The organism is Acinetobacter sp. AS167 (assembly GCF_037152175.1).
GTDB lineage: Bacteria > Pseudomonadota > Gammaproteobacteria > Pseudomonadales > Moraxellaceae > Acinetobacter.
In genome coordinates, this window is sequence record NZ_JBBCMP010000001.1 from 1 (window position 1) to 15,502 (window position 15,502).

Annotated in this window: 15 protein-coding genes, 2 rRNA genes and 1 pseudogene; 13 read left to right on the top strand and 5 right to left on the bottom strand. The window is 36.5% G+C overall.

Annotation, left to right across the window (positions count from 1 at the left end):
* The 5 genes and pseudogenes from WFN33_RS00005 to WFN33_RS00030 form a co-directional block, all read left to right on the top strand.
* Window positions 1-85: ribosomal RNA gene (locus WFN33_RS00005) — 23S ribosomal RNA — on the top strand; the annotation flags it as partial.
* A gap of 167 nt (window positions 86-252) precedes the next feature.
* Window positions 253-367: ribosomal RNA gene (gene rrf / locus WFN33_RS00010) — 5S ribosomal RNA — on the top strand.
* A gap of 406 nt (window positions 368-773) precedes the next feature.
* Window positions 774-1,166, top strand: a pseudogene (locus tag WFN33_RS00015) (putative signal transducing protein).
* A 520-nt stretch (window positions 1,167-1,686) separates the two neighbouring features.
* Entirely contained in the window at window positions 1,687-2,886 is a 1,200-nt protein-coding gene (locus tag WFN33_RS00025) for a hypothetical protein (RefSeq protein ID WP_336950726.1), read from the top strand.
* A 408-nt stretch (window positions 2,887-3,294) separates the two neighbouring features.
* Entirely contained in the window at window positions 3,295-3,858 is a 564-nt protein-coding gene (locus WFN33_RS00030) for a DUF4256 domain-containing protein (protein ID WP_336950727.1), read from the top strand.
* Between the two features lie 679 nt (window positions 3,859-4,537).
* Here WFN33_RS00030 and WFN33_RS00035 read toward each other — a convergent pair.
* The 5 genes from WFN33_RS00035 to WFN33_RS00055 all read right to left on the bottom strand — a co-directional run bounded on the left by WFN33_RS00035 (window position 4,538) and on the right by WFN33_RS00055 (window position 8,632).
* The gene (locus WFN33_RS00035) at window positions 4,538-5,644 is read right to left on the bottom strand and encodes a porin (protein WP_336950728.1); all 1,107 of its coding nucleotides are present in this window, start codon (window positions 5,642-5,644) and stop codon (window positions 4,538-4,540) included.
* A gap of 221 nt (window positions 5,645-5,865) precedes the next feature.
* Complete coding sequence (locus WFN33_RS00040; RefSeq protein WP_336950729.1) at window positions 5,866-6,282, bottom strand: HIT family protein; 417 nt, start codon at window positions 6,280-6,282, stop codon at window positions 5,866-5,868.
* Between the two features lie 28 nt (window positions 6,283-6,310).
* Complete coding sequence (locus WFN33_RS00045; protein WP_004719576.1) at window positions 6,311-6,577, bottom strand: YARHG domain-containing protein; 267 nt, start codon at window positions 6,575-6,577, stop codon at window positions 6,311-6,313.
* Between the two features lie 81 nt (window positions 6,578-6,658).
* A complete protein-coding gene (locus tag WFN33_RS00050; RefSeq protein ID WP_336950730.1) occupies window positions 6,659-7,531 on the bottom strand; it encodes an NAD(P)-dependent oxidoreductase in 873 nt (290 codons plus the stop codon).
* Window positions 7,532-7,540: 9 nt separating this feature from the next.
* Window positions 7,541-8,632: an alpha/beta fold hydrolase gene (locus WFN33_RS00055; protein ID WP_336950731.1), complete on the bottom strand. Its 1,092-nt coding sequence runs from the start codon at window positions 8,630-8,632 to the stop codon at window positions 7,541-7,543.
* A gap of 141 nt (window positions 8,633-8,773) precedes the next feature.
* On the opposite strand from WFN33_RS00055, the gene WFN33_RS00060 reads away from it, so the two are divergent.
* The 8 genes from WFN33_RS00060 to WFN33_RS00095 all read left to right on the top strand — a co-directional run bounded on the left by WFN33_RS00060 (window position 8,774) and on the right by WFN33_RS00095 (window position 15,469).
* Window positions 8,774-9,961, top strand: a complete 1,188-nt coding sequence (locus WFN33_RS00060) for an O-succinylhomoserine sulfhydrylase (RefSeq protein ID WP_336950732.1) — start codon at window positions 8,774-8,776, stop codon at window positions 9,959-9,961.
* A 113-nt stretch (window positions 9,962-10,074) separates the two neighbouring features.
* A complete protein-coding gene (locus WFN33_RS00065; protein ID WP_004719585.1) occupies window positions 10,075-10,404 on the top strand; it encodes a YbaB/EbfC family nucleoid-associated protein in 330 nt (109 codons plus the stop codon).
* Window positions 10,405-10,414: 10 nt separating this feature from the next.
* Entirely contained in the window at window positions 10,415-11,011 is a 597-nt protein-coding gene (gene recR / locus WFN33_RS00070) for a recombination mediator RecR (protein WP_004822240.1), read from the top strand.
* 347 nt (window positions 11,012-11,358) lie between these two features.
* Window positions 11,359-12,501 carry a ribonuclease D gene (locus WFN33_RS00075; RefSeq protein WP_336950734.1) on the top strand — a complete coding sequence of 381 codons (1,143 nt, stop codon included), beginning with the start codon at window positions 11,359-11,361 and terminating at the stop codon, window positions 12,499-12,501.
* Window positions 12,502-12,682: 181 nt separating this feature from the next.
* Window positions 12,683-12,988, top strand: coding sequence for a YcgL domain-containing protein (locus tag WFN33_RS00080; RefSeq protein WP_336950735.1), 306 nt, complete (start codon window positions 12,683-12,685; stop codon window positions 12,986-12,988).
* Window positions 12,981-13,394, top strand: coding sequence for a hypothetical protein (locus WFN33_RS00085; protein ID WP_419359960.1), 414 nt, complete (start codon window positions 12,981-12,983; stop codon window positions 13,392-13,394). The genes WFN33_RS00080 and WFN33_RS00085 overlap by 8 nt, the downstream gene beginning before the upstream one ends.
* Before the next feature lie 20 nt (window positions 13,395-13,414).
* On the top strand, window positions 13,415-14,266 hold the full coding sequence (locus tag WFN33_RS00090; protein ID WP_336950737.1) for an AAA family ATPase: 852 nt from the start codon (window positions 13,415-13,417) through the stop codon (window positions 14,264-14,266).
* 15 nt (window positions 14,267-14,281) lie between these two features.
* Complete coding sequence (locus WFN33_RS00095) at window positions 14,282-15,469, top strand: vWA domain-containing protein (RefSeq protein ID WP_336950738.1); 1,188 nt, start codon at window positions 14,282-14,284, stop codon at window positions 15,467-15,469.
* Window positions 15,470-15,502: the final 33 nt, after the last annotated feature.

A 15,502-nucleotide genomic window follows, 5' to 3' on the forward strand; every position in this document is an offset into this window, starting at 1 on the left:
AAGACTACGACGTTGATAGGTTGGATGTGGAAGTGCGGTGACGCATGAAGCTGACCAATACTAATTGCTCGTGAGGCTTGACTATACAACACCCAAGCAGTTGTATACGAAGCATCATTTGATTCATAAAAGATCAAACATACTTGATTTAGTTGTAAAGCTAGTTAAAATATTCAACTCAAATGTTCTGTTAAACTCATTTGGTACGAAGTAAGGCATTTAAATAAGACCCGAACAAGTCCATAACAGTTTGCTGGCGACAATAGCAAGAGTGAACCACCTGATCCCTTCCCGAACTCAGAAGTGAAACCTCTTAGCGCTGATGGTAGTGTGGGGTTACCCATGTGAGAGTAAGTCATCGCCAGCTTTTAAATCTAAAACACCCCGGTCTCTAACGAGAACGGGGTGTTTTTTTATGTGTGAAAGAAAATAATAAATAGTAAGAATAAGATGTAAATTTTGTTGTTTTATATCCTCCTCAAAATATAGAAAAGTAGGATAGAGTTCCGACAAACTATAGTTATGGGTGACTTAAGCAGAATAGGATAAAAGATGAAATTTAAATAATTCATAATAATTTTTCTATTAGCTCGGAAGAATTTGTACAGGAATTTAAAACCTATCTATCCTTCAACGTATTTCCTTATTTTTTATGAAATTTGCTTTGCTTTGACATAGCTTAAAAAATGAAAGCATCAACTGAATAAATTTATGCAATATACAGTTAAATGAATTGAGCTTAAAATTCAATTTTATTTCTGTTAGGTGTTCTTATGCAATGGGTGGTCGCTGAAACATATTCATTTCCTTACGAGGCTCAGATTGCCAAAATACAATTAGAAGCAGCTGAAATTCCAGCACGTATTGAAAATGAACACACCATTAACATGGATTGACTTTACTCCAATGCTTTGGGTGGTGTGCGACTGTTAGTTCCTGAAAGCTATGCAGAAGAGGCTAAAGGATTACTTACCCAAGATTTTAGCCAAGAATTAGAACAACAGTTTGGAGCAAGTGAAAGTTGCCCAAATTGTGGTAGTAGTGATATACAGTCATATACACAAGGAAAACGTCCCGCTTATTTGGTTTTTTTATTGCTTGGTTTTCCACTCTTTTTTTATAAAAATGGAACGAAGTGTAAAGAGTGCCAACATTTTTGGAGCTAGCGCTATATTGGTAAATTGGCAAGATATTTTAAATAAGCAAACTTTAGATCAAATAAATCACTTTCTAGAAAATATCGCAAAATTTGATCAATAAAACCAATGCATCATTCAACAGGATTTTGAAGTTGGAGGGGGGTAAAGAAAATGTGGATTTTCATATTAAAGAATTAGGTGATGATTTTTTATTTTTACCAAATTATATTTAACAGGGCGTGGGCTTTATCCAGATGGAAAATATGATACATCATATTTTACCATCTTTGATTATACTGTTAATCAGAAATTATCTGATCAGCTGATTGTGGTCAAAATAGATCATCAAGGTCATTTAGACCATCTAAGTATCTAAATTCGGAAAGTTGAAATATAGAGCTAAACCTAACATGTTCATATTTTTGTTAAAATGAAACAAAGGCTAAGCTTTAAACTTGATATATTCTATGTAGAGTTTATTTGCACAATCATAAGTACTTATATTTGCTGAAATCTGAACACTACAATTTACAAATAATGGATGAACATGGATAGAAATACTCCCATTTATGTTTCTTTAATAGGTACAAATAGCCATCAGATAAAAATTCCAGCAGGGCAAGGAAGCTTCTCAATTGGTCGAATCGGAATGGACAAGAAAAAGGTTGATGTTCTTGTCGATGAAAATGCTGTAATCAATTGGGATGCTTTTAATATTTTTTATACGCCACATGGTCAACAAAATCCGCATTTGTATCCTTATGGAAATTGGCCGAGATTTTTTTATTATTGGGGAAATGATCAGGGTTTTATTGAATGGTCGAAGAAAAGAGTAATAGAAGGTTTTTCTTGGCGACCTACGCAAGCGATTTGTCTAGATTTAAGTCATGCTCAAATTCATAACTTTTCAATCAAAGCAGACGAACATCCAATCATACTGGATTTAAGTCATCCTGATGATGAGAATAAGAAGGCGTTATATTCGCTTCATTTGGCTGGTCATATTGAGCATTTTGAAATTATTACCACCGCACCATATCCCCATATTAGAATAGAGCCAACAACAAACCAAGATCCAATGATATCGGCATACCATCTTCCTGTTATGAAAAATTTAGCGGCAATAACTTCGTTAGATTTAACTGTTAAACCTTTAGGCCAAGCTTTTGATTGTGGAAGTTTATTACAGTTTCCTAACTTAAAAAATCTAAACTTAACTGGGAATATAACCAATACAACAAGTTTAAAACAACTTCACCGACTTGAACGTATTGGGATACGCTATGCCGTAAATTTGGAAGGCTTTCCAGCTTTAAATACTTGGGAAAATTTAACCTCCTTCATTGGATGGAATATTGATGAAAAAATAGGGAAAAGGTTAAATGCTGAATTAAAGCATTTAGCTAAAGAAAAGCAATTGGATTATTCTTCGGTGTCTAAATTGAGGAGTTCAATATGGTTTACCAATGAATATGGGATTCCATTTGAAAATTGGGAAAGCTGTAATGCAAAAATAGCGATCAAAGCATATAAATTTGCTTTAAAAGAAATCTCCAAGGCGAAGACGAAGCAAGATGTGGAGGAGGTAATTATTGAACTTGTAGCGATGGTTAATACATTGCCCAATATTGAAACTGTTGAAAGAGAAGATATTGGTCTTGCTATACAGCAACTGGTTGAAGCTTCAACATTAGATATAGATCAAGAAACAGTGAATACTTGGTTTGATGAAATACGAGATTTTTAAAATATTTTATGGTTAAGTAAAAAATGACAAGATTTCTTGCTATTTTTAAGATTAGGATTAGAAGTTATATTCCATAGCTAAGTTGATAACAGTTTTTGTTCTCTATATGCAACTGTCTCATTACTTTTTTTAATTAATAATTGCGTAGAAGCGAGCTTGCTTATTGATATTGTAGTCAACGCTAATTCCATAACTTATGATCGCCATGGCCATTTTTTTGTCATTGCAAAATATATTTAACTTTAGTTGAATTGGTATAAAAGGAATTGCATATGCAGAGAAATTCATTGAATTATCAGTGCCACACTGTTTAATTATTGCAATTCCGTATGTCTAAAAATTGGATTTGGTTAGGCTTGAGAGATAATGCTATGCTAATAAAGACTTAAAATAAGGCAGTAAAATAAAATGACAAAACAGCAAGAAAAACATAGTCCGTTACAAATTGAAAATCTATTAAAAACTTTAGAACAGCGCTTTCAACAGCATATAGAACGACATGCACAAGTGAGCTGGGATTTTATACAAAGACAACTTTTGCTTTGTCCTGAAAAGCTACCGGCTTTACAACAAATGGAAATGACTGGCGGTGAGCCTGATGTGGTTGTTTTACCGAATACAGAAGGTCTGTATTTTTTTGATTGTACAATTGAGTCGCCAAAAGGGCGGCGCAGCATGTGTTATGATCGAGAGGCGTTACTCAGCCGCAAGGATCATCCTCCTGAAGATACGGTGATCGATTGGGTGCAGAAGCATGCTTTAGCGCTAATGACTGAACAACAGTATTATACCCTACAACAAATATTCAATTTTGACTTAAAAACATCCAGTTGGGTCGAGACACCAAGAGTATTACGTGAGCAAGGTGGCGCGATCTTTTGTGATCAGCGTTATGGGCGTACATTTACTTATCATAATGGTGCTGCTTCATATTATGCGAGTCGTGGTTTTCGAACCTATATCAAACTTTAACCGTTTAAAACTGAGATAGTGAAATCCTAAGATTCTATCGAGCTTGTTTTTATTTTTTTGTTTACAATATAACTCCTGTCATAGCCTATAGTCAGCTTGTCGAAAACTCAGACACAAGAATATAATTTCTCTTAATTTATATTTTTAATTAAATCAATTGCATGAGTAAATAAAGTGTTTGATTATAAAAAAGCTTGCAATACCGCACTTTACATTAAAGTTTAAATAGTTTTGTGTAGGCGATGCCTCACTTTGTAGAGGATGCCAAACCTTGCGCTTCAAACAAAGCAGTGCTTTGTTTTTGCTCATGGGCGAGGGTACCTCCTGTACCTCCCCCCAACGGCGGCATCCATGTCGCCCCACAGTAGGATAACCGTCTATGATTCAAAAGTACAAAAAATGAATCGATAGCCAACAGTTTCTAGGAGTTCATACAAAACATAAATTTAATGATTTTTAGTTTTCGTTTAAGAAACTGTATGCCTATCCAATGATGAAATTGATGTTGCTAAATGACAGGTCTGTCATGGATGATTAAACGTATGTGCTATTTATAAAAATGCTGAATTTGTATTATGGTTACTTCATTAATGAATATGAATTTTATAAAATTAGTTTTTTATTGTTGAGTCGAAATAAAAAACGGCAAGATGACTTACCGTTTTTATAAAGATTAGGATTAGAAGTTATATTCCATACCTAAGCCAATAACAGTTTTCTTTTTCTCTGGGGTAGATGTCGTTGACCAATCACGTTTTTGTTGACCAACAACACCATAGAAGCGAGCTTGTTTATTGATGTTGTAGTCTGCGCCAATTCCGTAAAGGTCTTGTTTACGATCATCACGCCCATCGAGTTCTGTTGTTGCAGAAATATATTCAGCTTTTAGCTTAATTGGTGTAGAAGGAATCGCATATGCAGCAGTGATGCCATAAGCATTTTCTTTCAAGCCTTTGAACGATGTTACTGTAGTACCAGAAGTGGTTGCAACAGTGTCATCAGTTGGTTTGGCTGTTTGCCATAATGCACCGAATACTAAGCCATCAAGACCCGCAGGTTTCAAGTCTACAGAACCTGTAACACGGATTGCGTCAGAGTAGATTGTGTTACTACCTAATTCAGAGTTATATGCATTATATTTAGATGCAACACCGAAGTTACCTGCAACAGCAGCAGCTAAACCGTAGTCTTTGTTGTCATAAGTAAGTGAGGTAGAGATACCATCACCGAAACTATCACGACTACCTTTTTGACCTTTAGCATCATTTTTTAAAGCAGATGATTCTTCACCTTGCTGGAACATGATGTTGAAAGCTAAACCAGCCAATAATTTTTTATCAGTTTCAAAACCGATCACGTTTTTTAAACGATCTTCACCAACTAAAATCGCAGTCATATCGAGTTCATTGTGATCGTTGAAGATATCTTGGTTGTTACCAGCAGCATTTTTGAAATATGAATCAAACTGACCCACTTTTAAAGTTGCGATACCGTCTGATTTAATCCCCACGAAACGGTTACGGTTAGTAAAAGCATCGCCATCACCATCAGCACTGATTTGCCATTCTGCCAAGTAAACTGCAGACAATTTATCTGTTAATTTCTCTTCGCCTTTAACACCAATGCGAGAAGCGTTAGAGTTTACTTTAGTTACGCTTTCGTCTTTAAAGCCATTATTATCGATTTGATCTAAAGTTACGTTGAATTTACCATACAATGTTGGCGCTGCTTGAGCTGCGCTTATGCTAAGGGTGGCGATTGCTGCAGCGAGTAGCACTTTTTTCATTGAGATTTCTCCAAAACATGTTCAATGGGTTTGCAGTTACTTTTTTTATTCAGTAAGTGTGGATTTGTGCACTACTTACTAACTTGCATGCAGTATCTGTAAACTTTGTTACATATCAGTGAAGAAAAAATGACAATTTAATGACGTGAATTTAACATTTGTGTAATTTAAATAAAAAAATGAGGCCTAATTAGCCCCATTGATTCTAAAAAGATTTTTAATTAAGCCAGTGCAATCTTAATTTTTTCAGCAAACCCTTTAATTTTTTCCTGATCACCCATTTGAATAGCGTGACGACCTAATTCATGCACCGAGCTCGGAATTAAATGAAAGTGTACATGAGGTACGGTTTGTCCAGCAGAAGCCCCAGAAAGTTGCATCAATACAATACCTTGAGTATTCAAAGCTGTTTCAATTGCTTGCGCTATTTTTTGCACGATCTTGATTGTATAAGCTGCAATTTCAGGATCTAAGTCGAGCAATGTGATAGCTGGAGCCTTCGGAATAATCAGAGTGTGCCCATCGGCTTGCGGCATGATATCCATAAATGCAAGCACATGATCATCTTCATAAACTTTAATTGCAGGAAGTTCACCACGTAAAATTCGTGCAAATATATTCTGATCATCATAAGCCATGTTTATTTCCTTGAAAGTGTGAATGTGATTATTTACAGTTCAATTCTTTCTGACGTTCCTTGATAGAGTCAAGTTTTTGCTGCTCTTTTTCAGAAAATTTAGGCTTACTTGTATAACAATTGTCATTATTATATTTTGCTTTTGCTTCAGGATCTTTAAAACAGAACCCTTTTGATGCATAAATGACATTGTAATCATCTTGCAATTTTTTACATTCTTGGGTGTTATCAGCAAAAGCGTGACTAGCGACTAAAATAGATAAACTAGAAAGTGTAGCAATTACATATTTATTCATGATACGACCTCGAAATTGACATATTTACATGTCACTTAATCTGATTATAAGGTTTAGTTGTGATTATTCAATGACGAAAAATTAATCTAATGTAATTTTGCTCCATGATTCATACATTTTTACGGCGGTAGAAAAATCGCTATCTGGCTCTGAAAGACTATTGGCTACGGTAATTAAGCTTTGTGTTAAACCAAGAATAGGTGCTGATAATCTTGCATCACGAACTAAATCAATGGCAATACCGGTATCTTTTGCCAATAAGGGTAAAGCAAAGGTCAGTGGAAAGCTACGATTGAGGATACGTTGTGGTAGTGCGGTTTCAGTCACACCACTTTTACCACTGGATGCATTGATACAATCAAGTGCTTCATTTAAATCTACTCCATGTGCTTTCAGTGTGGTAAATCCTTCAGCAGCCGCACATAAATGAACCGCCATCATCATATTATTTACAGCTTTTACTGCAAAGCCTGCACCTGAGTCACCAACACGTTTAATTAATTTACCCATCGCTTGCATTGCAGGTAGGGCAATTTGAAACGCTTCTGCCGAACCGCCGACCATGAAGGTCAGTGTTGCATTTTCAGCGCCAATGGTTTGACCACTTACAGGTGCATCCAAAAAGTGAATATTATTTTTGAGAAGATACTCAGACTGTTTACGCGCAGCATCAGGTACACCACTGGTACAATCGACCCAAATCGCGCCATTTTTGATCTTTAAATCTTGGATTAAATCATCAATATCTTGGCTAGTCGGTAAACATGAAAAAATAATATCAGCTTGTACTGCTTGATTAAGTTCGACCGCTTGAGTACCAAACTGAGTTGCATGTTGCTTAGCCTTTGCAAAATTTCGATTCCATACATATACGGTATCAAAATATTTGGGTAAATGTGCTGCCATACGATAGCCCATTGCGCCTAAACCAATAAATGCAACTGTAGTCTTCATATCTATCTCTTAAATTTTTGTCGATCTTTGTTCTAACCATCTGGACAGAGTAGGCCAAAATTCATCTGCACTTTTTTGACTAGACATTAGCCCTAAATGTCCCCCAGGAATAAGAGTAAACGTGACATCACTACTCTTTGTCAATTCACTTAAAGGCTTAACTGCATCTGCGGTGACCATTTGATCATTTTTTCCAGCTCCAATCATCAGTGAACAGTCGATATTTCTAAGTTCAATTTTATGGTTACTGAGCTGAATTGCCCCATTTTTCAGTGGATTTTGCAGCCAAACATTAAATAACATGTCTTGATTGACACCACCGGGGTAATCCACCATGTGATTTAAAAAATTTCCAAGGGTGGCGTGTTCATGCAAGAGTTCTTTGTCGTCTAAATTTAGCAACAATTGTTTATGACCCTCATACCAACCCTTTGGATCTAAAATCTTAAAACCAATGGCATTGAGTAAGCCGGGGGTATGTATCAGTTTTTTCGGTAAACCACCTTTATATAAAGTATCTTTCAGTTTTTGACTCTTTATAATCAAATTATTTATTTTTTGATAAAGTTTACCAATGCCACCCGAGGCGTAACTGTCAATTGGACTGGCCAAGATAATTAAGTTTTTAACATAATTGGGTTGGCGTAATGCCGTGTAAAGTAATACAAAAATGCCAGCCATACTCCACCCATGAAGGGATATTTGCTCACTTTGAGCATGCTCTCGAATTTTATTAATGCATAACGGCATGGCTTCATCAATAAAATATAAGAAGTTTAAGTTGCGATCTTGATAACTGAGTTTTCCCCAGTCCAATAGATAAACATCATAACCTTGTTCAGTAAAATATTTAATGAGTGAACGATAAGGGTAGAGATCATAGATTGCCATATTGATAGACAATGGTGCTGTAAAAACCAAAGGTTCCTTAAATTTTTTTTCAACAGCTGCATAGTAACGCACTTTGGTTTGATGATGCTCTGCAATAATTTTATAAGGGGTACTTTGAGATAAAACCAATGACTTACCATTGAAGATACGTGTGGTTAGATTCTTCAATTTGGATTTGCGCTGTTGGAACTTAGCTGATACTTGTGTCATAAGCGGTGTTTGTCTCATTTTTATGCAGATTTAAGCGAAGTGTATGTGATAATTTACGATTTTACCTTGACCTTAAATACATAGGACGCTCAAAATGTTGGCAATATTTTACAAAGGCAGTTTTTGGACTGAGTAGTTGAAATGAGCCAGCACGACGACATTGAATACCAACTTGATACTTTAGCGATTCGTACAGGTCATACACGCAGTTTTGAAGGTGAACATAGTGAGCCGATTTTCCTCACTTCGTCATTTGTGTATGAAAATGCAGCGGAAGCAGCAGCAAAATTCTCTGGTGCTGAACCAGGCAATATTTATTCACGTTTTACCAATCCAACAGTAGCAATGTTTGAAACGCGTTTAGCTGCACTCGAAGGTGGTGAACGGGCTGTGGCAACAAGTTCGGGTATGGCTGCCATTATGGCAGTTGCAATGTCGTTCTTAAAAGCAGGTGATCATGTGATTTGTTCGCGTGCTGTTTTTGGTTCTACTGTTGCATTATTTGAAAAATATGTCGCCAAATTTAATGTCGCAGTGACTTTTGTTGATTTAACTGATTTAACAGCTTGGCAAGACGCGGTTCGTCCTGAAACTCGCTTACTGTTTGTTGAGTCACCTTCAAATCCCTTGGCTGAAGTCGCTGATATTCAAGCACTATCAGATTTAGCACATGCAAATGATGCTTTATTGGCTATCGATAACAGTTTTTGCACACCAATTTTACAGCGCCCATTACAATTTGGTGCAGATTTAGTGATTTACTCTGCCACCAAATATCTAGATGGACAAGGTCGTGCACTGGGTGGGGCTGTGGTCGGAAATCACAAATTACTTGAAGAAGTATTTGGTTATGTTCGTACCGCTGGCCCATCGATGAGTCCATTCAATGCATGGGTCTTTTTGAAGGGTTTAGAAACCTTAAAACTACGCATGAAAGCGCATTCTGAAAGTGCACAAAAAATTGCCGAGTGGCTGGTTGCTCATCCAAAAGTGGAAAAGGTTTATTTTGCTGGATTAGCAGACCATGTTGGGCATGAGTTAGCAGCCAAACAACAAACTGGTTTTGGCGGAATCGTTTCTTTTGAAGTGAAAGGTGAGCGAGAAGGTGCATGGAAAGTTATTGACCACACACAATTTATCTCAATTACAGGCAATCTGGGTGATGCTAAGTCAACAATTACTCATCCTGCGACAACGACTCATGGTAAGCTTTCTCCTGAAGCTAAAGCAGCAGCGGGTATTCGTGAAGGTTTAATCCGTTTGTCTGTTGGTTTAGAAGATGTCGATGATATTATTCGTGACCTTTCTCATGGATTAGATTTAATTTAAGATAAGCATAATTTGTGAAAGAGTTTGTTTCATTTTCTTCTAGGCATTTAAAAAAACTAGTCATGAAAGTGCAAGACAGAGATTTAATTTAGGACTTTTGTTCGGAGTATTTTATGAACATTAATATGCTTATGCAGCAAGCGCAACGTATGCAGAAAGATATGGAAAGCAACGTTAAAAAGGCAAAAGAACAACTTGCCCAAACTGAAGTGAATGCTGAAGCTGGTGGCGGTTTAGTAAAAGTAACAATGACTTGCCGGAATGTTGTTAAGCGTATCGAAATCAGTCCAGATTTGTTACAAGACGATCCAGATATGATTGAAGACTTGATAGCAGCAGCAATGAATGACGCGGCTCGCCAAGCTGAAGTTATTACAGAAGCGAAGATGAAAGAAGCTAATTCAGGTATGGGTTTACCACCAGGTCTTTCAGGTTTGTTCTAAGGAATCATAGGTGTTTAGCGACCGTTTTGACCAACTCGTACAAGCTTTACGAATCTTACCTAGTGTTGGGCCGAAATCGGCTCAACGTATGGCACTCCATTTGATCATGAAAAATAAAGAAGGTGCTATTGGTTTGGCGCATGCGCTAAATGAAGCAACCTCTTATATTCATGAGTGTAGTGTTTGTCATTCTTTAACTGAAAATGAAGTCTGTGATATTTGTTGCTCAAATGATCGGGATGATCAACTGCTTTGTGTGGTTGAGTCCCCAGCAGATGTGATGGCAATAGAGCAGTCTGGTAGCTTTAGAGGAAAATATCATGTACTTGGTGGACATTTGTCGCCTTTAGATGGTATTGGTCCTGAAGAGATAGGTATTCCATATTTAGTGCAACGTTTAACTGATGGTAAAATTACTGAAGTAATTTTAGCCACTAATGCAACTGTAGAAGGGCAAGCGACTGCACATTATCTTGTAGAAGCAACAAAACATTTGTCTTTGCAAATGACACGAATCGCACAAGGTGTTCCACAAGGTGGTGAATTGGAATATGTGGATAGTCATACATTAAGTCAGGCTGTTCATAATCGTATGAAAATGAAATAGTGATCTTAGGTTTTGTAGCATTTAGAGTTTGTTGGGCTTGGATGTTTAGCGCAAATGCGATAACGATTAAAAGATCAACAAACTCTGTTTAATTTAAAAATTATTTACATTCATTCTAAATTTTTTATGTACACTCAAGCTAAATCAATGATTAGCCTGGTTATTTATTACTTTAAAATATGCTTTTATTAAGTTGTAAAACCTATATATAAAATAAATATTCACAAGAAACTTTATTGAAAAATAAGGTGTTTACGGAGAATTAGTTTAAAAATATTATATTTAAATTTTATATATTAAGGTAAAATCATATTTCATTTGAATGTAACATTTTGACTTAAACTGACATGTTTCAATTTATTAATCAACAGACCGATCTCGAACATGTGTTGAATTTGATGCAACATACTTCGACTTATGGTCTAGATACTGAATTTATTAAAGTCGACACACTTTGGCCAAAACTCGGTGTATTCCAAATTAATGTCAATGGTCAAGTATTCTTGCTCGACGGTACAACTCTAAATTTAGATCAATTTTGGTTTGAGCTTTTTAAAGCACAGCAAAATGTTTTTCATGCCTGTGGGGAAGATATTGATTTAATTTATCATTATGCAGATAAAAAAAACCTGAATAATGTGTTCGATACGCAAGTTGGGCTGTCTTTTTTAGGCCATGGTCTACAAGTCAGTTATCAAAATGCTTTGAAATTAGTCTTAGATATCGATATTGATAAAGATCAGACACGTTCAGATTGGTTGGCGCGACCACTAACGGATGAGCAAATGAATTATGCTGCTAATGATGTTTTATACATTATGCGTCTGGCTGAAAAAGTAAAAGCTGAATTGGTCGAAAAAAGTTTATACTCGCATGTGCTTGAAGATTGCCAAAATTTGACCTTTGAAATTGCTTCTGAAACCCCGAAAGACAAATTGTATTGTGATATTGGTAATTACCGTCATTCCAGAAAACAGCTAATGCAATTGCAACAGTTGAGTGTTTGGCGTGAAGAAATGGTTAAAGCACTGAATCAACCGCGTAGCTTTATTCTCAAAAGTGCCACAATGATTGATTTAGTTGAAGTCAATCCAAAAAATAATTTTCAATTGTCTTCTGTTAAGGGGATACGTCCCAATATTGTTCGTGAGCATGGAAAAACAATTTTAGATTTATTGAAATTCCTGCCTGAAACAGATGAGTGGCCACTTCGTATTGCTCGCCCAATCAAACATTCATCTCAGGGAATCACGGTTGAAGTAGATGAGTTGATTTCTCAGGTTTCATTTGAAATGCAAGTACCCAAAGAAGTACTTATGCGTAAAAAATGGCTGAATGCCTTGTATCATCATGTGGTATTTCATGGTAATGAGCAAGATTTACCTGGGTATTTACTGGGATGGCGCTATGAATTGCTCACTCAGCCGCTTATCCATTTACTACAAGAAGATATTAAATTTTTAAGTATGCAGATGAAAGTAAATGAGTGATTGGAACTGGTTCTTTTGAGCTATTGTTTAGGGGAATAATCTTCAAGACTATTGCGTTACTATTGATCAAAGAATTAGCAATTGAACCTAAATAACGACTGATGCGTTAACTTTCGATAATGTCTCCATTGTTTTTTTCATGTATGCTGTCAACTAAGTTTTACTGAAGCTGTTGTTTAAAATGCATTGTGATATTTATAAATCGAGCAAAAAAGATGAAATGTATCTTTATGTGGCTCGTCCAAATCATCCAAATAAAGATGAAAGTGCAGATCCCTTAGCGGCTCTTTCTGAGCCTCTACGTATTGCCTTTGGTCGGGCTACGCATGTAATGCATCTTGAACTAAGTGAAACTAGACCATTGGCACGTGTAAATGTGTTACATGTAATCGATTCACTTAATACAAAAGGCTTCTTTATTCAAATGCCGCCAGAAGGTTTAATTAACCCAAATGCGGTTGAACCAGAGGGACTACGTGGTGCTTGATCAGTTATCAGGAATATGGGCAAATTTTTTAGATCTATTTGATTCTATCCCAGAAGATAATATTGCAATATCCGTCTATATTCTTGGGACGCTGTTGATTTTATGGTGCTGGTATTCGATTTCAAAGCGATTGCCATCGCCACTTGGCGGTATTACATGGATCATTGTATTTGCCGTTCTAGCAACCCCGACCATTTCTGAAGGACCAAACTCAGCGATTGCGCCAGCAATTTTTGGACTGTTATTTGGTATTCTTACCAAGGATTCACCATTGATTTGGTCAAATCTTGCCTTAATTACATTTGTTATGGGTATTGGTTTAGTCATTGGATTTTTTTGGTCTAAATACAAAACTACGAAAAATGCCCAAGCAAGCGCTGTAGCAAAAAATATTTCACCACTTTAAATAAAAAATAAAGGTAAGTTATGTCTGTAGATTCTCAACAATTCACAGGTACTGAACAGTATATCGCAACGGATAGTTTAAAACTGGCTGTAAAAGCAGCTCGAGCATTGCAAAAGCCATTATTAGTCAAAGGCGAACCTGGTACAGGTAAAACCTTATTGGCTGAACAAGTTGCTGAGAGTCTAGGTCTTAAATTAATTACTTGGCATATTAAATCTACAACCAAAGCACAGCAAGGTTTGTATGAATATGATGCAGTTTCTCGTTTACGTGATAGCCAGTTGGGTGATGACCGTGTTTACGATATTAAAAACTACATCAAACCAGGTAAGTTGTGGGATGCATTTACCAGCGAAGAGCGCTGTGTATTGTTGATTGATGAAATAGACAAAGCCGATATTGAATTTCCAAATGACTTGCTACATGAATTAGACAAAATGTCATTTTTTGTCTATGAAACAGGTGAGACCATTACTGCAACTCAACGTCCGATTGTGATCATTACTTCAAATAATGAAAAAGAACTGCCAGACGCGTTTTTACGTCGTTGTTTTTTCCATTATATTGAATTTCCTGATGAAGAAACGATGCGTGAAATTATCGCAGTTCATTTTCCTGATATCTCCGGAACACTGGTTTCAGAAGCATTACAAGTCTTCTTTAAATTACGCCAAGTGCCTGGCTTAAAGAAACCTCCTTCAACATCTGAATTAATTGACTGGTTAAGCTTGTTAATGGCAGATGATATGCCTGAAGACATTTTGCGTAATCATGATAAATCAAAAGCGATTCCACCTTTATATGGCGCATTGATTAAAAATGAGCAAGATGTACAGTTGCTTGAACGCTTAGCCTTTATGTCACGTCGTTAATGAGGAGATCGCAACATGTTTGTGCGATTATTTTATACCCTCAGGAAATATGGTGTTCCAGTTTCAACACGTGAACTCATTGATCTCAACCAAGCAATTAGTGAAGGATTAGTTTTTGCCGATCAAGATGATTTTTATCAATTAGTAAAAACAGTCATGGTCAAAGATGAACGCTTCTTTGACAAATTTGACCGTGCCATGAAAGATTATTTTGAAGGTATTCATACTTTTGATATCGATGATCTGCTCAGTAAAGTTCAAAAACTTCCCAAAGACTGGTTTGATTTAGAGTTACTTGAAAAACATTTAACACCAGAACAACGTGCTGAATTGCTGAAAGCAGGTTCGCTTGAAGAACTGATGAAGATGTTGGAAGAGCGCTTGCGTGAACAACACAAAAAACATCAAGGCGGCAACCGTATGGTTGGCACAGGTGGAACTTCACCGTTCGGTGCTTTTGGTGACCATCCTGAAGGCGTGAGAATTGGCGGCCCGAGTCGCAAAAATTCAGCCGTAAAAGTTTGGGAACAGCGTAAGTTTCAAAATTTGGATGATGAACAAATTTTGGGTACTCGACAAATGCAAATGGCTTTACGTCGTTTACGTAAGTTTGCTCGTCAAGGTGCTGCAGAAGAATTAGATATTAACAGCACTATTTATGAAACTGCCAAACAGGGCATTCTAGATGTACAAATGGTGCCTGAACGGCGTAACCGTATTAAAGTTTTGATGTTGTTTGATGTGGGTGGATCGATGGATTCACACATTGCGCAATGTGAAAAACTGTTTAGCGCGGCAAAAACTGAATTTAAAACTTTAGAGTATTTCTATTTCCATAACTGTCTATATGACTATGTGTGGAAAGATAATCATCGTCGTTCGTCTACCCGCATGAATACATGGGATTTATTTAATACCTACGGGAAAGACTATCGTGTAATTGTGGTAGGTGATGCAAGTATGGCACCTTATGAGCTGAAATCGGTTGGTGGTTCTGTCGAATATATGAATGATGAAGCTGGGGATGTATGGTTACGTCGCTTACGCAATCATTTTGAAAAAACAGCATGGTTAAATCCAGAAGAGCAAGGTTACTGGCATTACACGCAAACCATCGCACTTATTAAACAATTATTCGACGATCATATGTTTCCAATGACCCTTAAAGGTATTGAGGATATGACGAAATATTTGTCACGATAAATTATTCTCAAGCAAAGTTGTTATTCATAAATT